This window comes from Telluria aromaticivorans, from assembly GCF_013003915.1.
GTDB lineage: Bacteria > Pseudomonadota > Gammaproteobacteria > Burkholderiales > Burkholderiaceae_D > Telluria > Telluria aromaticivorans.
Window position 1 is genome coordinate 591,140 of sequence record NZ_JABAIV010000002.1, and the last position, 19,221, is coordinate 610,360.

Genomic DNA, 19,221 nt, shown 5'->3' on the forward strand with positions numbered 1-19,221 from the left:
CGATGAAGACACGCCGCCCTCCCAACGCCCGATCGCGCCACCTTTCGCAACTTGCCTTCGTTGTGCTGCTGGCACTCGCCCTGCTGGCCCTGTTCATGGCGCGCCCGGTGTCGATCAGCGGCGACGCCCTCGAGTACACGGTCGATGCGGTCGCCATCGCCACCCATGGCACGCCGGAGATCCGCAGCAGCGACATCGACCGCACCATGGCGATCCTGCCGGGGCGCTTCGACGGCCTGTTCCGCATGCTGCAGGACGAGATGCGGCGCGGCGTGCAGGACGTGTATCCGGCATTCGCGCGCGGGCGCGGCGGCGAGGTATATCCGGTCCACTTCTTCGGCTATCCGCTGATGGCTGCCCTGCCGCTGCGCCTGCTCGAAGCGCTCGGCCAGCCGCCCTTCAAGGCTTTCCAGGCAGTGAACCTGGCCTTCGTCTTCGTGCTGGGCCTGGCCCTGCGCCGCTTCTTCGCTTCAAGCGCGCGCGCAGCCTTCGGGTTGCTGCTGTTCATGCTGTGCTGCGGGGTGCTGTACTGGACCTGGACCAGCCCGGAATGCGCCAGCGCCGCAGCCCTGCTGGCGGCATTGCTGCTGTTCACCAGCGGCATGCCGGTGGCCGGCGCGCTGCTGGCCGGCCTGGCCGCGCAGCAGAACCCGACCATCGTGTTCTTCTTCGTGTTTGCGCCGCTGATCCGCATGGCGCTGGGCTGGGACCGCAGCCGCGGCCTGACCGGCAACCTGCGCGCGCAGGTGACCTTGCGCACCATGGCGGCGCTGGCCGCAGGCGCCGCCGTGGCGGCGCTGCCCATCCTGTTCAACCTCTACCACTACGGCGTGCCGAACCTGATCGTCGCCCGCTTCTCCGATCCCGGCCTGATCGGCAGCACCCGCTTGCTCTCCTTCTTCGCCGACCTGAACCAGGGCATGGTCATCGGTATCCCCGGCGTGCTGGCGGCCCTGCTGCTGGTGGGCGCGCGCGGGTTGCGCCTGCTGGCCCTGTGCCTGCTGTTCACGCTGGCGCTGGTGCTGCCGGCGCTGGCCGTGATCAACTGGAATTCCGGCGCCGCCGGGCCGATGCGCTACGTGGCCTGGGCCTCGATGCCGCTGCTGTTCACCCTGCTGGCCATGCTGCGTGAACTGCCTACCTGGCGCCCCGCGGCCCTGGCGGGCGTGCTGGCGCTGCAGGCGGCGGCGATGGTGCATGCCACGCGCTACGAGTACATCGAGTTCAGCCCGCTCGCTGCCCTGGTGCTGAAGCATGCCCCAGCCTGGTACCACCCCGAGCCGGAAATCTTTGTCGAGCGCATGGGCCACAACGATAACTGGGTCGAGCCGGAAAAAATCTATACTTACCAGGTCGACGGCGTGCGCATCAAGACACTGGTGCACGCGTCGAATGCCGGGCTTGACGCCGCCCTGTGCCGAGCGGGCGCCAGGCTGGCGCCGGGCAATGCGGTCACAGTGAGCGCGCGCGGCTGGCGCTACCTCGACGGCCCGCTGCGGTGCACCCCGGCCGGACCGCAAGGAGCCATGGGTTCATCGACCGCAACATCGACTGAAGCATCGACCGCACTACCGACTGGAAGCACCCCATGAACGCACCCAACACCACCAGCATGACCGTCCCGGCCGGCGCCGCCCTGGCGCTTGCCAACGCGATCGCGGTCGTGATCCCGAGCTACAAGGTTACCCGCCACATCCTTGGCGTGATCGAGGGCATCGGCCCCGAAGCCACGCGCATCTACGTGGTCGACGACAAGTGTCCGGACGGCAGCGGCGCCTTCGTGCGCGAGCACTGCCGCGACCCGCGCGTGGTCGTGCTCGAGCATGCCGAGAACCAGGGCGTCGGCGGCGCCGTCATGACCGGCTACCGCGCGGCGATCGCCGACGGCGCCAAGGTGATCGTGAAGATCGACGGCGACGGCCAGATGGATGGCAGCCTGCTGCCGAATTTCGTGGCGCCGATCCTGGCCGGCGAAGCCGACTACACCAAGGGCAACCGCTTCTTCAACCTCGAGCGCATCGGTGCGATGCCGCCGATGCGCCTGTTCGGCAATGCGATACTGTCGCTGATGGCCAAGCTGTCCTCGGGCTACTGGGACCTGTTCGACCCGACCAACGGCTATACCGCGATCCATGCCGACGCGGCGCGCTTCCTGCCTTTCGACAAGATCAGCAAGCGCTATTTCTTCGAGTCGGACATGCTGTTCCGCCTGAATATCCTGGGCGCCGTCGTGGTCGACGTGCCGATGGACGCCGTCTATGGCGACGAGGTGAGCAACCTGAAGATCTCGAAGATCGTCACCGAATTCTTCTCCAAGCACGTGCGCAATTTCGGCAAGCGCCTGTTCTACAACTACTACCTGCGCAACATGTCGGTCGCCTCGATCGAGCTGCCGTTGGGGATCTTCCTGACCTGCTTCGGCGCCGGCTACGGCATCTCGCACTGGATCGCCTCGGCGCGCTCGGGCATCTCCACGCCGGCCGGCACCGTCATGCTGGCAGCGCTGCCGGTGATCATGGGCGTGCAGCTGATCCTGGCCTTCCTGGCGCACGACGTCGCCTCGGTGCCGCGCCGCCCGCTGCACAAGAAGACGCTGTACCGCAGCAGCAATAGCGGCAGCAAATGAGTTTGTCGCAGCTCGCTTCGCTCATCCTGTCGCGCCAGTTCGCCGTGTTTGTGACCGGCGGGCTGGTTTGCGCGCTGGCCGATGTCGGCCTGATGCAGCTGCTGCTGGCCAATGGCGTGGCTACCACCGCGGCCGCCAGCGCGGGCTTTGGCGCTGGCCTGCTGGTCAACTATGCCTTCCACAGCCGTGTTACCTTCAACAGTGCCGCCAGCCCGGCGAACTTCACGCGCTACCTGTGCGTCGTCGGGGTGAACTACCTATTGACCATCGGCTGCGTGGCGCTGGCCGACGCCAACCTCGACAACCCGCTGCTGGGTAAGCTGCTGTCGCTGCCGCTGGTGGCGGTCAACGGCTACCTGCTCAGCAAATACTGGATCTTCAAGTGATGCAGCCCATGCGTTTTGCGCCCGTCCGGAACGACCCCGCCACCCTCGCGCAGTACGGCGCGCTGTTCGCCGCCTGCTTCCCCGGCACCGGCAAGTTCACGCCCGCCTATCTCGACTGGCTGTACGTGGCCAATCCGGACGGCGCGGCGGTCGGCTACGATGCCTGGGACGGCGAGCGCCTCGCCGCGCACTATGTGTGCGTACCGGCGCGCGCCTGGGTCGAGGGCGCGGAGGTGCTGGTGCTGCTGTCGCTGAACACGGCCACCCATCCCGACTACCAGGGCAAGGGCCTGTTCACGAAGCTGGCGGCGATGACCTACGAGGCCGGGGCGCAGGCAGGCTTCGACGGCGTATACGGCGTGGCCAATGCCAACAGCACGCCCGGCTTCGTGCGCAAGCTCGGTTTCCAGCTGGTGCGCCCGCTGGAGGCGCGCGTGGGCCTGGGCCGGCTGCAGCACGCCGCCAAGCCCGCGGCCGCCGCGCTCTCCTTCGAGCGCAGCTGGACCCCGGCCTCGCTGGCCTGGCGCTGCGCCAACCCGCACAACCGCGTGCACACCGTATCCACCCACGGCGGCAAGCGCCTGCAGTTCCACGCCGCGTCGATGGGCAAGCACCTGCCGGCCTATGCCGAGCTGGATACGCAATCCGCCCTGGTCCCGGCAGGCGGCGTGGCGCCGTCAATGCTGCGCCTGTTCATCGGCCTGGCCCCCGACGCCACCAGCCGCTACTGGAATTACGCCAGCATCCCGATGCGGCTGCGCCCTTCGCCGCTGAACCTGATCTGGCGCCCGTTCACGCCGCGCGTGCCCCTGCTGGACGCCTCGCGCATCCAGTTCACCTTCCTCGACTTCGATGCCTACTGAGACCGGCCAAGCGCGGGGTGAAGGCGCTGTCGCGCTGTTCCTGTTCGCCCACCAGGACGACGAGTTCGGCGTCTTGCAGCGCATCCTCGACTGCCGCGCGCGCGGCCTGCGCGTGGCCTGCGCCTACCTCACCGACGGCCGCACCGCCAGCGCCAGTGCCGGGCAGCGCAACCGCGAATCGCTGGCGGTGCTCTCTGGCCTCGGCGTGGCGCCGGACGACGTGTTTTTTGCCGGCCTCGAACTGGGCATTGGCGATGCCCAGCTGCCGCTGCACCTCGAGCGCGCCGCCGCCTGGATCGCGCGCTGGCTCGAGCGCTACCCGCAGGTCGAGGCGCTGCACGTGACCGCCTGGGAAGGCGGCCACCATGACCACGACGCGCTGCACGCGCTGGCGGTGACCCTGGCCTTCGAGCGCGGCCTGCTGGCGCGCACCTGGCAGTTTTCGCTCTACCAGGCCAGTGGCTTGCCCGGCCCGCTGTTCCGGGTGCTGGCGCCGCTGCCCCGGAATGGCCCGGTGCAGGCGCTGCCGATCCCGTGGCGCCTGCGCCTGCGCCATCTGAAGGCCTGCCTGTCCTACCCGTCGCAGCGCACCACCTGGATCGGGCTGTTCCCCTTCGTTGCGCTGCACTACCTGCTGCGCGGCGTCGAGCAGCTGCAGCCGGTGGCGCCCGAGCGCCTTGGCGAACGCCCGCACGATGGCGCCCTGTACTACGAAAAGCGCAAATTCTTTACCTGGCCCCAGATGGCCCAGGCGATCGCCGCATGGCGCGGCGCATCCCATTCCCTCGACAATACCTTATGATCAAGACCGATAAGCTCGCAGACACTTCCGCCGATACCCGCTTCGATACCGGTTCCCAGCGGCTGGTCCTGTGCGCGGCGCTCGCCGCCGTGCTGGCCTGGCTGCTCTACCGTAACCTGGGCCTGTATCCGGCCATCTTTGCCGACGAGTGGTACTACAGCAAGATGGCGCGCCTGATGCCGCTGGGCGAAGCCATCGTGCCTTCCTACCTCTACCTGTGGCTGTTCCGCGGTTCGCTCGCTTGCGGCGACGGCTTCCTCGACTGCGTGCGCATTGCCAACGGCCTGCTCTTCGCCGGCGCCGGCGCCTTCTTTTATTTCGTCGCGCGCGTTTACATGCGCCCCCTGCTGGCGATCGCCGTCGTGGTGCTGTCCCTGCTGGCGCCGACCAATATCTACACTGCGTATTTCATGCCGGAGGCGACCTATTACTTCGGGTTCGCTGCCCTGAGCTGGGTGGCGCTCACGCCCCGGCCCTGGTCGCTGCCGCGCCGCGCACTGCTGCTGGGGGTCGTGCTTGGCATGATGAGCCTGGTGAAAGTGCATGCGCTGTTCCTGATTCCGGCCACCAGCCTGTTCCTGGCCGCCAGCGCCTGGCTGGGTGCGCACGAGCAGCACGACCAGCGCGTGCGCACCGCGCTGCTGGCGGCGGCGATCGCTCCCCTGGTCGCGCTGGGCATCAAGTTCGGCCTGGGCTTCCTGATCGCCGGCGAGCCCGCACTCAGCCTGTTTGGCAGCTTCTATGCGAACGCCGCCGCCGGCACGCGCCCGCGCTCGCTGCTGGAGCTGCTCGCACCCGCCTTCATCAACGGCCGCGGCCACCTGATGGCGCTTACCGTCTTGATGAGCCTGCCATTGGCGCTGCTGCTGCACGCCGTGGTCAGCCGCACTGCGCGCCAGCAGGCCGGCAGCGCGCTCAACCGCCTGCAATTGTTCGCCTTCCTGATGCTGGGCTCGGCTGCGGGCATGACGATCGCCTATACCGCCTCGATCGCACCGCTCGGTCCCCTGGAGGTGGTGCGCCTGCACCTGCGCTACTACACCTTCGTGTTCCCGCTGCTGCTGATCCTGGTGGCAAGCGCGATGGAGCGGCCCGCCGCCGGCGCCCGCCCCCCGCTGGGCTGGCTGGTTGCGCTGGGGCTGGTGACGGTGCTGCTGTTCGCGCTGGTCAGGCTGCCCAATTTCTCGCTCAACCCGGTGGACGGCCCAGAGATTTCCGGCATCAACCTGCGCCTGTGGACCGGCTGGCTGGTGGTCGGGCTCGACGTGCTGGCCCTTGGCCTGTGGGCTTTCGGCAGCCGCCTGGGCGCGCCGCTGTTCCTGTTCGGCGCGATGCCGGTGATGCTGGCGCTGGGCACCCTGGAAACTAATGCCTACCTGGCCCAGCTGGTGCCGGGCTGGGGTCCGGATCATGGCGGCAAATACGCGCATGCCCATGTGCCCAAGCAGGAGCACAACCAGATCACGGTGGCGTCGACCGGCGCCCAGGAAATCATGCGCGCGCAATTCCACATCGATGCACCGGACACCGCCATGCTCGACCTGCCGCCGAACTCGCCGATCGCCGAGTACCAGCTTCCGGTGCGCAAGAAATGGCTGCTGGTGATCGGCAACCATCCGCTGCCGCCTGGGCTCACGCCGGTCAAGAAGACGGCGGACTATGCGCTGGTGCAACTGCCGCTCGACGACAGCCGCACGCTTGGAACGGCCGAGCTGTCCAAGCCCTACGGCACCGGACTGCTCGCCGACGCCCAGGGCCTGTCGCATGCCGAGCAATGGGGCCGCTGGTCGGACGCCAAGCAGGTCGTGCTGCACTTTAACGCGCCCTTGCCGAAGAACGTGCAGGTGATCCTGACGGCCAGGGCCTTCGACGTCAACGCCACGCTGCCGTTCACGATGCGCATCGGCGCCGAGAGCACGCGGTTCCAGCTCTCGCCTTCGCTGCAGGAGCTGGGCCTGCGCTTCGTCACCGACGGCAAGCAACGGAGCCTCAGCATCGAGGTCCCCCGGCCGATTTCGCCTGCCGACCTCGGCAATCCGGCCGATGCGCGCAAGCTCGGCATCGGCATTGCCGACATCACCATCACCGATACCAGCCGCCGGGTTCAGACCCAAGCCCGGACCCAGGTCCTGAGCGTTCCTTGACCTTGATCGGGCGCAAACGGCTGGCGTGCTGTGTGAGGTTCCGAACGGAGCAGCCTGGCCCTCGCGGGTAAAGTGATTCCATCCCCGGTCCGCTCCTGTGGCCGGGCAAGCCGCGCTTTTCGGCGCGCTGCCAGGAACTCGCTCAATGGTAACCGGATCAGGCAAGGACGATCACGCTGGGAAGCCGCTCGATATCCAGGGCGGAGGACAAAGCGCTGGCGTGCCCGCCAGCGGCGAGGTCGAAGGCAATGCCGTTTCCACGCTCGGCAATCCGGGCGTGAAGCACTGGCAGGCGGGATATATCGGCCGCGCCGGGCTGGGCGACCGCGCCAACGTCTTTTTCGCGGCCGTCGAAATGACGCGCATGCCCATGGTCGTGACCGACCCCAACCAGCCCGATAATCCCATCGTCTTCACCAACGGCGCCTTCCTCGACCTGACCGGGTACGAAGAGAAAGACGTGCTGGGTCGCAACTGCCGCTTCCTGCAGGGCCCGGACACCGACTGCGCCACCATTGCCGAGGTACGCCATGCCGTGGCCGAGCAGCGTGCGGTCGCGGTTGACGTGCTCAACTACAAGGCCGACGGCGAGCCCTTCTGGAACGCCCTGTTCATCGGTCCGATCTTCGACCACGAAGGCAAGCTGCTTTACTTCTTCGCCTCGCAGATGGACATCTCCGAGCGCCGGGGGATGCAGGAAGCTAACCTGCAGGCGCAGAAAATGGAAGCCATCGGCCAATCGTCCGCCGGCATGGCGCACGATTTCAACAACCTGCTGCAGGTCATCAACGGCAACCTCGAGCTGGCCCTGCTCACCAGCGGCGCCAGCCCGAAGGCGGCCGAACCGATCCGCCGCGCCCAGCGCGCGACCATGCAGGCCGGCAAGCTGACCCAGCAACTGCTGAGCTTTGCCCGCAAGCAGAGGCTCGAACAGAAAGACATCAACCTCAACAGCCTGGTGGTCGACTTCTCCGACATGCTGGTGCGCACCCTCGGCGACAAGGTGGAGTTGCGCCTCGACCTCAAGCCCGGCCTGCCGCCCTGCACGCTCGATACCACCTACCTGGAAATGGCGCTGCTCAATGTGGTGATCAATGCGCGCGACGCCATGCCCGACGGCGGCGTGGTCACCGTCGGCACCGCCCTCACCAGCCAGCAGCGCCGCAGCGCCGCAGCGCCAGCAAGCTGCCGCCGGGCGATTACGTGTCGATCTGCGTGAACGACGAAGGCATCGGCATGCCGCCCGAGGTAGTGCGGCGCGCCACCGAGCCCTTCTTCACCACCAAGGGACTGGGTACCGGACTGGGCCTTGCGATGGTGCACGGCTTCGTGCAGCAGTCGCATGGCCGGCTCGAGATCGACAGCGAACCAGGCCGCGGCACCAAGGTGCGCATGACCTTCCCGGTAACGCAGGCAAAAGTGGAGGAGCCTGCCGGCACGCTGCCCGACGAGGGGCGCAAATGCCGCATCCTGGTGGTGGACGACAACGACGACGTGCGCGAGCTGGCCGAAGCGATGCTGGCGGCTGCGGATTACGAGGTGCTGTCGGCGCCGAACGGCGAACAGGCGCTGGCGGTGCTGGAAACCCAGCCGGTGGATTTGCTGTTCACCGACGTGATCATGCCGGGCGGGATGAACGGGCTGCAGCTGATCGAGAAGGTACATGCCAGGCGGCCGGAGATACCGGTGCTGGTGACCACGGGTTATATGGATGAGCTGCCGTCGCGCGGGCAGTCGCTGGATGTGCTGGCGAAGCCGTATCATCACCAGGCGTTGCTGGAGCGGGTGCAGGCGGCGCTGCACGCGAAGCGTGCGGCTTGATTGGTGGAGAACCGTAGGGTGGGCAATTCGTAATTCAGGCCACTGGCCTAAATTACCTTGCCCACGCGGTGATTGTTATCGGCTCGGAAATCGGGGACGGGCCGGCTAACGTCGGTTGAACGCGTGGGCAGGTAAAACAGTCCAGTGGACTGTTTTACGCCCACCCTACGGGTTTCAACGGCGGTAACGGCGCGGGACGCTGCTGGAGCGGATGCAGACGGCGCTGCACGCGAAGCGTGCGGCTTGACGGTTGAAAGAGTCACGGACTAAGAGCGGCAGAGAACCGTAGGGTGGGCAAGTTCCTTGCCCACGCGGTGATCGTTATCGGCGTCGTATTCGCGACCGGGCCGGCGGACACTGACTGAACGCGTGGGCAGGTAAAACAGTCCAGTGGACTGTTTTACGCCCACCCTACGGTTTTCGACGGTGCTAACGGAGCGGAGCTCCGCTGATCTTTACGGCCGTGGGCCGCCACCCAGCAAGTAAGCCAGCTTCTGCTTGCCCGACTTGACGCCATTCGACACCGGCGTCACGGTTTCCTTGCGCGCGGCGCTCGACGGCTCGTACGGCTTCAGGAACCACGGGTCGACCTTCTCGCGGCGCGGGGCGCTGCCGTAGGCAGGGCGCGGCGGGCGTTCGCTGCGCTCGGCGCCACGCGGGGCGGCGCCGGATTCTTCCGGCGTGCGGCGGCTACGGCGTTCGCCTTCGCGGGCGAAATCGCGCGCGCCTTCACGGCCGCCTTCGCGGCCGGCTTCGCGCGGACGGCTTGAAGGCGCCACGAAGCCCGTCAGCTCGCCACGCGTGATGGTCTGCTTGATCAGCTTTTCGATGTCGACCAGCAGGCGCTCGTCCTTGTCGGTGAACACCGACAGCGCGTCGCCCGAGGCGCCGGCGCGGCCGGTGCGGCCGATGCGGTGCACGTAGTCTTCGGCGTTGTACGGCAGGTCGTAGTTGATCACGCACGGCAGGTCGGTGATGTCGAGGCCGCGTGCGGCGACGTCGGTCGCCACCAGCACTTCGATCTCGCCCTGCTTGAAGGCGTCGAGTGCGGCCATGCGTTCCTGCTGGGTCTTGTCGCCGTGGATCGCCGAGGCCTTGATGCCCTTCTTCTCGAGGTGGGTCGACAGGCGCGAGGCGCCGATCTTGGTGTTCGAGAAGATGATCACCTGCTTCAGGTTGCGCTCGCGGATCAGGTGCTCGACCACGTCGCGCTTGAGTTCTTCTTCGACCTTGTAGACGATTTGCGTGACCTTGTCGGCGGTGGCATTGCTGCGCGCCACTTCGATCAGCACGGGTTTATCCAGGAAGCTGTTGGCCAGCTTCTTGATCTCTTGCGAGAAGGTGGCCGAGAACATCAGGTTCTGGCGCTTCTTCGGCAGCAGGTTGATGATGCGCTGCAGGTCCGGCAGGAAGCCCATGTCGAGCATGCGGTCGGCTTCGTCCATGACCAGCATCTGCACCTGCGACAGGCTGACGTTCTTCTGTTCGATGTGGTCGAGCAGGCGGCCAGGGGTGGCGATGACGATCTCGACGCCGCCCTTCAGGATGATGGTTTGGCCCTTCATGTCCATGCCGCCGAACACGACGGTGGAACGCAGCGGGGTGTGCTTGGCGTAGGCCTTGACGTTCTCGGCCACCTGCACCGCCAGCTCGCGGGTCGGGGTCAGGATCAGTGCGCGCACCGGGTGGCGCGCCGGCGACATGCTGCTGCTGGCATGCGCCATCAGGAGCTGGATGATCGGCAGCGAGAAGCCGGCGGTCTTGCCAGTACCGGTCTGGGCAGCGCCCATGACGTCGCGGCCCTGCAGCACCAGCGGGATCGCCTTGGCCTGGATCGGGGTCGGGTGGACATAGCCCTGGTCGTTCAGCGCGCGCAGGATTTCCGGCGCCAGGCCGAGGTCGGCGAAACGCACGGTCGGCTGCTCGTCGGCGGCAACCTGCACCACCGGCACATCGAGATCCAATGCGGCCGGGTCTGGTTCCGGAAGCGTATCCGGTGCGGCCGTTGCCGGGATATCGGCTGCGGCAACCGGCGCGGTCGCGGCCAGCACCAGGTCGGACGCGGTCATCGGATCGGTGGCGAGCGGCTCGGCGCCGGCTGGAGTGTTCTGGGTATCAGACATATTCTTGTTGGACAGTATTTCGTTAGCTCTACGGCTGCGCCTGCGGGCACGACATGGCCTGCGGAAAGCTTCCTGATGGGACGGAAGGTCGGGGGACCGGTGCCGCGGAGGGCGCCGGAACACGGGCGCGCGGACGTAGACGCACTTTAGCGGCCTACACGATACCTGAAATCGCCCCCTCTGTATATAAGGTCCTGTTTCCGGGGAAGTTTTTCATGGGTATGGGGCGGCCCGGGCTGGCCGTTCAGGGTTGCCAGCCGCGCTGCTGGGCGGCGCGTTCGGCCACAGGGTCGAGCGTGGCGCCGACGATGCGTGCGTCGATGGCTGCCTGGACCGCAGGCGGCAGCACGCTGCCATCGACCCAGGCCGCGCCGGCGCCGGCCTGGGCCACCACGGGAATGGTCCAGCGTCCGCCGGCGCGGCAGGCCAGGCCGGCGGTGGTGTCGACCACGAAGCTGCGGCAATAGCTGCCGTCTTTTGAGACAAAGGTGACACCGATGCGCACCCCGGTTTCGGATGGCCCGGGGCTCGCCAGTTGCCCTCCGAGCGCATCGGTGAGCTTGCCGCGCGCCACCAGCGCGCCGTCGCTCGCCATCAGGCTCACCAGGTCGGGGTCGGGCCGCAGCGCCTGCCAGCCGAACGCGCCAGCGGCGGCACCCACCGCGAGCGCCGCACCGAGCGCCGCCCAGTGGCGCGGCGTCCAGGATGGACGGGGCGGGGTTGCCGGCGGCGGAGCGCGGCCGGGACGGAGGGTGTCGAGATGGACGATCTTGGCGCCGCGCGCTGGCGGATGGCGCTGGGCGTGGCTGTTGCCGTCGTGGCCATTGGCCGAGACGCTGAAGATGTGCGAGCGCCCGAGGCCGGCCTGCTCCTTGCGGTGCTGGGAGAGGCGCGCCTCCAGCACCGGGTCGGCGCGGACGGCCCGCTCGACCGCCGCGCGCGCCGGCTCGGCCAACTCACCGTTGATGTATGCAATCAGGAGGTCGTCCGAGAATTTCATGCCAGCACGCCAAGTTGTCAGCCAGTGAGAAACTAAGAGGTAATCAGCCCATGTTCGTCGAGGACATCGTGCAGCACTTCGAGCCGGATCACGGGATTGTCGAGCATGAGCATCTGGTGTTTCTGCTGGTTGGGCAGCGGCAGCAGTTCGCACCAGCGGTTCGCCACCCAGCCGCAGTCGTCGAGCCGGAACGGCGGCTGCACCGGCCAGCGGTCCTGGGGCACGTCGTGCAGCGAAGACAGCACGCGGTCGAGCGCATCGGACGCGCCCTGCAGTTCGGACGGCACGCGCACCGTATGGTCGTCTTCGACCAGTTCGGCCTCGGCCACCCACAGCCCGTTCAGGCGCTGTTCGGCGGTGACCACCGTGAAGCGCGAGCCGCCGCGGCACATCACCTGCAGCAGGCCCGGCGTGGTGCTCGTGGTTTCGGTGACGGAAGCAATGGTACCGGAGGCAACGAAACGTTCCGGGTCGCCCTCGGGCTGGCGCACTTCATGTCCCTGCGTGAGCAATACCACCCCGAACGGCGTGTCTTCGGTGAGGCAGCGGCTGATCATGTCGAGGTAACGCACCTCGAACACCTGCAGCGGCAATACCCCGTCCGGGAACAGTACCGTACTGAGCGGGAAAAGCGGCATGGAAATCGTGGACATGATCCCATCATGACAGAATCACAGCGGGGACCGGAGCACGATTGAGGGTGGATTTCCGTAGCGTGGGCGGCTTCGCCGCCCACGCGGTCAACCAACGCCCGCTCGGCCGCGACTTGTTTACCTTCGGCGATCACCGCGTGGGCGGGAAACCCGCCCACCCTACGCGTCCGGGGCCTTCAAGGGCATCGTACGGATGGCATTGCCGAAGTTCGCCAGCCGCCAGCGCAGGCGCTCCAGCCCCGGATCGGGTATCGGCACGGTGCGCACCCGCAGCATCCCTCCCGGCAATACCGGACAGGGAATGTCCTGCTCGCCCGCCTCCTCGACCGGCAGGCGGAAGGCGGCGCCCGGCGCCAGCTGCACCGGGCCGAAGACCAGCGGCTTGCCGGTAGCGTTCCGCAGCAGCAGCACGTCCTGCACGCCGAGCGTCAGGCGCACCGCCGACTGCCGGCTGCCGGGCGCGATCTCCAGCAGCAGTTCATGGCTGCCGCCGCGCAGCGGCGCCAGCGTGCTCCACAGCAGGGCCAGCAGCGCGCCTCCCGCAAGGACGGTCAGCGGCCAGTGGCGGCGCCAGGCCGGGGCGGGCGTCATGCGGCGTGCGGCGCGCGGACGCCGTTCAGGAAGGAAGAGCTCAGGTCAGAATCTTGCATCAAGTAATTTTTTATCGATAAGCGGTTGCCAAACGCGACAACTGGCGTGCGCCTCAACCCAACAAGGATGCGTATCCTACTGCTTTTCGCGCGATTCCGATCAACCTGCCCCCACGGCGCCCGCCGCGCGTACGACCACATGCCGCAGTCTTCTCCCGCCGACACCAGCCGCATTCCCCTGCCCGGTTCCGGACAGGTGCCCCTGCTGCTGGCGCTGCTGGTCCTGCTGGTGACGCTCATCGTGACCTTCAGCGCCTGGAGCGGCGCCCAGCGTACCGCCCAGGCCCAGCTGCTGGAAACCTTCGACTACCGCACCCGCGACATGGCCGTCAGCATCAGCCGCCGCATGGCGGTGTACGAACAGGTGCTGCGCGGCGCGCGCGGCTACCTGCGCGGCTCGGTCGACGTCTCGCGGCGCGAGTGGGAAGAATACTACCGGGTGCTGCGGCTGGACCAGTCCTTCCCCGGCCTGGAAGCGCTCGGCATCAGCGTGATCGTGCCGCCCGGCGCGCTGGATGCCCACGTGGCCGCCATGCGGCGCGAGGGTTTCGCCGGCTACGCGGTGCACCCGGCGGTGCAGGTCGCGGGACCGCGCCCAGTCTATACGGCCATTAAGCGCATCGAGCCTTTCACCGGGCGCAACCTGCGCGCTTTCGGCTACGACATGTTCAGCGAGCCGGTACGGCGCGCCGCCATGGTGCGTGCGCGCGACAGCGGGCAAGCGGCCCTGAGCGGCAAGGTAGTGCTGATCCAGGACGGCAAGGGAGCCCCGCAGGCCAGCGTCGTCATGTACCTGCCGGTGTACCGCGCAGGCGAGCTGGCCGGCACCGTCGAGCAGCGCCGCAACGCCATCGCCGGCTGGGTCTATGCCCCTTTCCGCATGAACGACCTGATGCAGGGCCTGGGCGGCGCCCATTCGACCGACCTCGACATCGAGATTCACGACGGCGAACCGATCGACGGCGCCACCCTGATCTACCGCTCCACGCCTGCCGCCGTGCACGCTCCGCGCGCCGCAGGGCTCAAGGCGAGCGCCCAGATCATGCCGGGCGGACGCACCTGGACCATCAGCATGCGTTCCAGCGCCGCCCTCGAAAACAGTGTCGATTCCACGCGTCCGCTCCTGATCGCCATCACCGGGACCAGCCTGGGCGTCCTGCTCAGCATCGTGGTGTGGCTGCTGGCGCGGCAACGGCGCGGTGCGCTGCAGCTGGCGCAGGGCATGACGCTGGAGCTGCGCGAATCGCACGACCAAGTGGCCGCCGAACAAAAGCGCATGCAGGTGATCCTGGAGAATGCGCCGGACGCCTTCCTGGCCCTCGACAGCCGCGGCCGGATCACCGACTGGAATGCCCAGGCCACCCGGCTGTTCGGCTGGAGCGTGAGTGAAGCCATCGGGCGCGAGGCCGGGCAATTGCTGCCCGAGGACAGGCGCGCCGCATTCCGCAGCGGCTTCGAGGCCTTCGCGTCCAGCGGGCAGAGCGGCATGCTGGGCAAGGTGACCGAACTGACCGTGCTCGACCGCCACGGCCGCCCCATCCCGGCCGAGCTGACCGTGGCGAAGCTCGCGGTAGGAAACGGTTTCGGCGCCACCGCCTTCGTGCGCGATATCACGCCGAGGAAAGAAACCGAAGCGCGCGAGCAGCAGCGCCAGCAGCGGCTCGACGAAGCGCGCCAGGCCCTCAGCCGTTCGCAGAAGCTGGAGGCGGTGGGAAAACTGACGGGTGGCGTCGCCCACGACTTCAACAATATCCTGCACATCATCAGCGCCAACGTGCAACTGATGCTGCGCGCGGACGGCGCCAACCGCAAGCGCCTGCTCAGCATCCTCGATGCGGTCGACCGCGGTTCGAAACTGGCCGGGCAGCTGCTCGCCTTTGCACGGCGCCAGCCGCTGCACCCGACCAGTGTCGATATCGGCGAGCTGCTCGAGCGCATGGACAGCCTGGTGCTGCGCGCGGCAGGCGACAGCATCCGGCTGGAAAAAAGCGTCCCGCCCGGCCTGTGGCCGACCCTGGTGGACCCGAACCAGCTCGAGAACGTGCTGCTCAACCTGGTGATCAATGCGCGCGACGCGATGGACGGCAGCGGCCGCATCACCCTGGCGCTCAGCAATGTCACCATCGATCACGATTCCGAGTTGGCCCCGGGCGACTACGTGGCCGTGGCCATAGCCGATTCCGGCCACGGCATGCCCGTGGAAGTGATGGAGCGCGCCTTCGAACCCTTCTTCACCACCAAGCCCGAGGGCAAGGGCACCGGGCTGGGACTGTCGATGGCGCATGGCTTCGCACGCCAGAGCGGCGGCGACATCCGCCTCGCGAGCGAACCTGGCAAGGGCACGACGGTGACCATCTACCTGCCACGCCACGTGGTGGCGGCGCGCCCGGCTCTTGACGCGGGCGTGGCCGCGCCGTACTGAGTATCGCGTGATTGCCGGGGCCGGCAGGAATGCCGACGCCGGTTAGATCTAGCTCCAATCCGCACAATCGTGCGTGCGCAGGCCGGGTGCTACATTGGGTTCGCCCTTCCCGTCCCGGCGGCTCTTAAGTGATCGGCATTCGCCACCAGGGGAATTGTCAGGCGCTCTTAGGCGGCTTCGCCGCGGTAGCGGCTGGAAACGCGGTTGCGCCCATGCGACTTGGCGTCGTACATCGCCAGGTCGGCGCTGCGCAGCAGCGCGTCGGCGTCGAGGCCTTGGCCGGGGAACATGGCGCAGCCCAGGCTGCCGGAGATGCGGTGCACCAGCTCGCCATCTTCGAACGGTTCGTTCAGCTGCACCAGGATGTTCTCGGCCACCCGGGCCGCGTCTTCCTGGCCGTCGCAGCGCGGCAGCAGCACGACGAATTCGTCGCCGCCGATGCGCTGAGCGATGGTATTGAAGGCTAGCTGGCTGACGCCAGGCAGGGAAAGGTGGATGTTCGTAGGGTGGTCGGCTGTGCCGACCGCGCGTTCAGCCAGATCGTGCGTCGCCACAGTGCATGCCACAGTTGAACGCGCGGTCGTTCGTAACTCAGGCCACTGGCCTGAGTTACCCCGACCACCCTACATATCATGGCCGCATGATGCAATGGCGCCTTCAGGCGTGGCCAGACAGACCCTAGGCAGCTTCGCCCCGGTAGCGGCTGGAAACGCGGTTGCGCCCATGCGACTTGGCGTCGTACATCGCCAGGTCGGCGCTGCGCAGCAGTGCGTCGGCGTCGAGGCCGTGGTCGGGGAACATGGCGCAGCCCAGGCTGCCGGAGATGCGGTGCACCAGTTCGCCATCCTCGAAGGGTTCGTTCAGCTGCACCAGGATGTTGTCGGCCACCCTGGCGGCGTCTTCCTGGCCGTCGCAGCGCGGCAGCAGCACGACGAATTCGTCGCCGCCGATGCGGGCCAGGGTGTCGGCATCGCGCAGGCCAGCGCGCAGGCGGCGCGCCACCAGTTGCAGCAAGCGGTCGCCGGCGGCGTGGCCGTGGGTGTCGTTGACCGGCTTGAACTTGTCCAGGTCGAAATAGATTACCGCAACCTTGTGGCCGTCGCGGCTGGCAAGGCGGATCGCCTGGCGCAGGCGGTCGCCCAGCAGCACGCGGTTGGGCAGGCCGGTGAGCGCGTCTTCGTGCGCCATGCGGCGCATGCGCGCTTCCTCGTGCTTGCGGGCGTCGATGTTCGAGAAGGTGCCGACCATGCGCAGCGGTTGGCCGAGCTCGTCGCGCTCGCCCACGGTGCCGTGCGCGTCGATCCAGCTCCAGTCGCCATTGCGCAGGCGCACCCGGAACTCGGCGGCGAAGTCCGGCGCGTGCCCGGCCAGGTGGCTGCGCAACTGGGTGCGCAGCTGCGGCAGGTCTTCAGGATGAACGATGGCGTCGAGCGCGCTGCCGTACCACGAGATCACCGAGCGCTCGGTATCGAGGATCATCTGCGCGCGCGGCGACAGCGTCGCCAGGCCAGTGACGACGTCGCAGTCCCAGACGCCGTCGCCGGCCGCGTTCAGCGCCAGCTTCCAGCGCGCCTCGGCGGCGGCCAGGGCCTTCAGGGCGCGGCGGCGGCGCTCGGCGGCGGCGAGCAGGGCCCAGCCCACCAGGGAGAGCACCAGCGACACTGCGCCGCCAACCCAGGCCAGCACCGCGCGCTGCTGCGCGAACTGCGCGTTGGCGTCCTTCACGGCCTGCCCGACCGTCACCACCATGCCGTAATCGGGAATCTTGTGCCAGGCATAGAAGCGCTCGACCCCGTCGATCTGCCCGGCGCGGCGGAAGCTCCCGGTGACCGGGCTTTGCTCGGTATGCGGATTGTTCTTCAGGACCGTGCCGATACCGTGGTGGCGGTCGGCGTGGGTGCTGCGCGCAATGATGGCGCCATCAAGCGCGCGGATCAGCGACACCGAGCTGCTCGGGCCGAGGTCGATGTCGTCGTAGAAGCGGACGAAATAGTCGGGCGACACGGCCGCGATGAGCACGCCCTGCAGGCGTCCGTCCGCATCGCGGATCGACCGGCTGAATTGCACCACCCACGAACTGGTCAGCGGCGAAATCACGGGACGGTTGACGTAGAAACGATCGTCGTTGGTTTGCAGGTGGACGCTGTAGGCGGCCGTGCCGCTCATGTCCAGTCCTTCGCGCGACGGCCCCACGTTGGTGTAGACCAGCTTGCCGCTTGCATCGAGCACATTGACCAGCATCGGCACCCGATAGCGCAGGTGGCGCGAATGTTCGCCGACGGTCTGGGCGAAACCGTCGCGGTCGCGCTGCCAGGTGGCGCGCAACTGCAGCAGCGACAGGTCGACGATGCCGACCGTGGCGCGGACTTCCTCGGTAAAGGCGCGGGCATAGTTGCGCAGGTCGCGGTTGCTGCCGGCCGCGGCCAATGCGGTGAAACGCGATTGCTCCACCGCCACCAGGCCCCAGACGATGGGCAGCATGATGGCCAGGTAGATGGCCAGGTCGCGCAGCACGCGCGGCCGGAAGAAATGCCCGATGCGCGTTCCCGATGGGGACGACGGGGGCAATGACGATGACGAGAATGAAGGCGAAAGCATGGACGGCAACGCGGCAATCTGGTGGCACATCAAGGCGAAGCCGGGCGTCCTGCTCGCGCCCGAAACTGTCCTGGATGCGCCCGTCGGGAATACATTCATTATACCTACTGTTTATTACCAGAACTTATCGTACGGGCCACATTTGTTGAATTTTCTTACCGCATCTGTTGATGAAATTTTGTTCCATATTCTGCCGATTCGTGAAATATTCTTTCACCGCCAGGAAATGTTGGTGCGCAGGGACGCATGCTAGAGTGGCAGCATGAAACTGTTCTATAACGCGATGGGGGCGCTGTGCGTGGTGCTGGGAATTATCGGCATCTTCCTGCCGCTGCTGCCCACCACGCCTTTCCTGCTGCTGGCATCCTGGTGCTTCGCACGGGGCTCGGATCGCCTGCACCGCTGGCTGCTGTCGCACCGCGTGTTCGGCAACTACCTGCGCAATTTCGAGGCCGGCCGCGGCATCCCGCTGCGCGCGAAGATCGTCGCCACCGTGCTGTTGTGGGGGTCGCTGCTGATGGCGATGGGGCGTTTCGACAGCCCCGTCGTGCCTGCCATGCTGGTGCTGGTGGGGAGCTGCGTCAGTATCTACATGTGGCGCTTCCTGCCGACGCTGCGCGTCGAGCGCAGCTGAACCGCGGCGCCCGCCTGTTGGCGAGCGGCGCCACGGTGCGACAAGAGTCCAGCTTGTTCGCGGACAGCGCACCACTCGCGCCGCCCGCACAAGACCCGGCTAGCAGCTGCGCTTGAGCTCTCCCCTGCCATTGCCCGGGTAGCTCAGCAGGATGCTGTCGGTACGCTGTCCCGGTACCCAGGTCATCTGGATATCGCCTTCGCGCGACGCGACGCGGTGGGTGCCGACTTCTTCGAGCCGGACGCGCTGCCAGCGCTCGAAGTCGGCGTAGATGGCCTGGTCGAGATGGAGCAGCGCCAGCCTGCGCCCGTTGGACAGGGCATAGGCGCCTTCGACTTCGTTGGCAAGCTGGGTGCCGGTCACCTTAAATGCGCCGCCGGTGCCCGGTCCGCCGCGCTGCCCCGTGACGTTCGCCGTTCCCTGCCCGCACTGGGCGGTGGAAGCGAGGGGTGCGGCCAGCAGGCAGGCTGCCGCAACCAGCGTATAAAGTGTGCGCATG

The 19,221-nt window shown here is 67.4% G+C and carries 18 protein-coding genes; 11 read left to right on the forward strand and 7 right to left on the reverse strand.

Annotated features, from left to right (window positions below; translation table 11 throughout):
- Positions 1 to 2 precede the first annotated feature (2 nt).
- The 8 genes from HGB41_RS08010 (at position 3) to HGB41_RS23425 (ending at position 8,642) form a co-directional block, all read left to right on the forward strand.
- Entirely contained in the window at positions 3 to 1,592 is a 1,590-nt protein-coding gene (locus HGB41_RS08010; protein WP_171082935.1) for a hypothetical protein, read from the forward strand.
- Complete coding sequence (locus tag HGB41_RS08015) at positions 1,589 to 2,626, forward strand: glycosyltransferase family 2 protein (protein ID WP_212760869.1); 1,038 nt, start codon at positions 1,589 to 1,591, stop codon at positions 2,624 to 2,626. The genes HGB41_RS08010 and HGB41_RS08015 overlap by 4 nt, the downstream gene beginning before the upstream one ends.
- Positions 2,623 to 3,012, forward strand: a complete 390-nt coding sequence (locus HGB41_RS08020) for a GtrA family protein (protein ID WP_171082937.1) — start codon at positions 2,623 to 2,625, stop codon at positions 3,010 to 3,012. Before HGB41_RS08015 ends, HGB41_RS08020 begins: the two co-directional genes overlap by 4 nt.
- An 8-nt stretch (positions 3,013 to 3,020) precedes the next feature.
- Complete coding sequence (locus HGB41_RS08025) at positions 3,021 to 3,875, forward strand: GNAT family N-acetyltransferase (RefSeq protein ID WP_171083505.1); 855 nt, start codon at positions 3,021 to 3,023, stop codon at positions 3,873 to 3,875.
- Positions 3,865 to 4,677 (forward strand): PIG-L deacetylase family protein, encoded by an 813-nt coding sequence (locus tag HGB41_RS08030; RefSeq protein ID WP_171082940.1) that lies wholly within the window; start codon positions 3,865 to 3,867, stop codon positions 4,675 to 4,677. Before HGB41_RS08025 ends, HGB41_RS08030 begins: the two co-directional genes overlap by 11 nt.
- A complete protein-coding gene (locus tag HGB41_RS08035; RefSeq protein ID WP_229422902.1) occupies positions 4,674 to 6,821 on the forward strand; it encodes a DUF7024 domain-containing protein in 2,148 nt (715 codons plus the stop codon). The genes HGB41_RS08030 and HGB41_RS08035 overlap by 4 nt, the downstream gene beginning before the upstream one ends.
- Before the next feature lie 145 nt (positions 6,822 to 6,966).
- Entirely contained in the window at positions 6,967 to 8,040 is a 1,074-nt protein-coding gene (locus tag HGB41_RS23420; protein WP_229422904.1) for a PAS domain-containing protein, read from the forward strand.
- A complete protein-coding gene (locus tag HGB41_RS23425; RefSeq protein WP_371868482.1) occupies positions 8,025 to 8,642 on the forward strand; it encodes a response regulator in 618 nt (205 codons plus the stop codon). The genes HGB41_RS23420 and HGB41_RS23425 overlap by 16 nt, the downstream gene beginning before the upstream one ends.
- A 455-nt stretch (positions 8,643 to 9,097) precedes the next feature.
- Here HGB41_RS23425 and HGB41_RS08045 read toward each other — a convergent pair whose 3' ends face one another.
- The 4 genes from HGB41_RS08045 to HGB41_RS08060 all read right to left on the reverse strand — a co-directional run bounded on the left by HGB41_RS08045 (position 9,098) and on the right by HGB41_RS08060 (position 13,009).
- Positions 9,098 to 10,765 carry a DEAD/DEAH box helicase gene (locus HGB41_RS08045; RefSeq protein ID WP_229422906.1) on the reverse strand — a complete coding sequence of 556 codons (1,668 nt, stop codon included), beginning with the start codon at positions 10,763 to 10,765 and terminating at the stop codon, positions 9,098 to 9,100.
- A 244-nt stretch (positions 10,766 to 11,009) separates the two neighbouring features.
- On the reverse strand, positions 11,010 to 11,765 hold the full coding sequence (locus HGB41_RS08050; protein ID WP_171082942.1) for an anti-sigma factor: 756 nt from the start codon (positions 11,763 to 11,765) through the stop codon (positions 11,010 to 11,012).
- A 32-nt stretch (positions 11,766 to 11,797) separates the two neighbouring features.
- Positions 11,798 to 12,418, reverse strand: a complete 621-nt coding sequence (locus HGB41_RS08055; RefSeq protein WP_171082944.1) for an LON peptidase substrate-binding domain-containing protein — start codon at positions 12,416 to 12,418, stop codon at positions 11,798 to 11,800.
- 159 nt (positions 12,419 to 12,577) lie between these two features.
- The gene (locus HGB41_RS08060; RefSeq protein ID WP_171082946.1) at positions 12,578 to 13,009 is read right to left on the reverse strand and encodes a hypothetical protein; all 432 of its coding nucleotides are present in this window, start codon (positions 13,007 to 13,009) and stop codon (positions 12,578 to 12,580) included.
- 198 nt (positions 13,010 to 13,207) lie between these two features.
- Between HGB41_RS08060 and HGB41_RS08065 the strand changes: the two genes are divergently transcribed.
- A complete protein-coding gene (locus HGB41_RS08065) occupies positions 13,208 to 15,490 on the forward strand; it encodes a CHASE domain-containing protein (RefSeq protein WP_171082948.1) in 2,283 nt (760 codons plus the stop codon).
- 167 nt (positions 15,491 to 15,657) lie between these two features.
- Here HGB41_RS08065 and HGB41_RS08070 read toward each other — a convergent pair whose 3' ends face one another.
- Together HGB41_RS08070 and HGB41_RS08075 are read right to left on the reverse strand one after the other, a co-directional pair.
- Positions 15,658 to 16,044, reverse strand: coding sequence for a diguanylate cyclase domain-containing protein (locus HGB41_RS08070; RefSeq protein ID WP_371868483.1), 387 nt, complete (start codon positions 16,042 to 16,044; stop codon positions 15,658 to 15,660).
- A 124-nt stretch (positions 16,045 to 16,168) separates the two neighbouring features.
- Positions 16,169 to 18,088 carry a bifunctional diguanylate cyclase/phosphodiesterase gene (locus tag HGB41_RS08075; protein WP_171082952.1) on the reverse strand — a complete coding sequence of 640 codons (1,920 nt, stop codon included), beginning with the start codon at positions 18,086 to 18,088 and terminating at the stop codon, positions 16,169 to 16,171.
- Between HGB41_RS08075 and HGB41_RS08080 the strand changes: the two genes are divergently transcribed.
- Both HGB41_RS08080 and HGB41_RS08085 read left to right on the forward strand, forming a co-directional pair.
- A complete protein-coding gene (locus HGB41_RS08080; protein ID WP_171082026.1) occupies positions 18,027 to 18,341 on the forward strand; it encodes a hypothetical protein in 315 nt (104 codons plus the stop codon). The genes HGB41_RS08075 and HGB41_RS08080 overlap by 62 nt on opposite strands.
- A gap of 9 nt (positions 18,342 to 18,350) precedes the next feature.
- Positions 18,351 to 18,722: a YbaN family protein gene (locus tag HGB41_RS08085; RefSeq protein WP_171082954.1), complete on the forward strand. Its 372-nt coding sequence runs from the start codon at positions 18,351 to 18,353 to the stop codon at positions 18,720 to 18,722.
- A 99-nt stretch (positions 18,723 to 18,821) separates the two neighbouring features.
- On the opposite strand, the gene HGB41_RS08090 is transcribed toward HGB41_RS08085, so the two are convergent.
- Complete coding sequence (locus HGB41_RS08090) at positions 18,822 to 19,220, reverse strand: hypothetical protein (RefSeq protein ID WP_171082957.1); 399 nt, start codon at positions 19,218 to 19,220, stop codon at positions 18,822 to 18,824.
- Position 19,221: the final 1 nt, after the last annotated feature.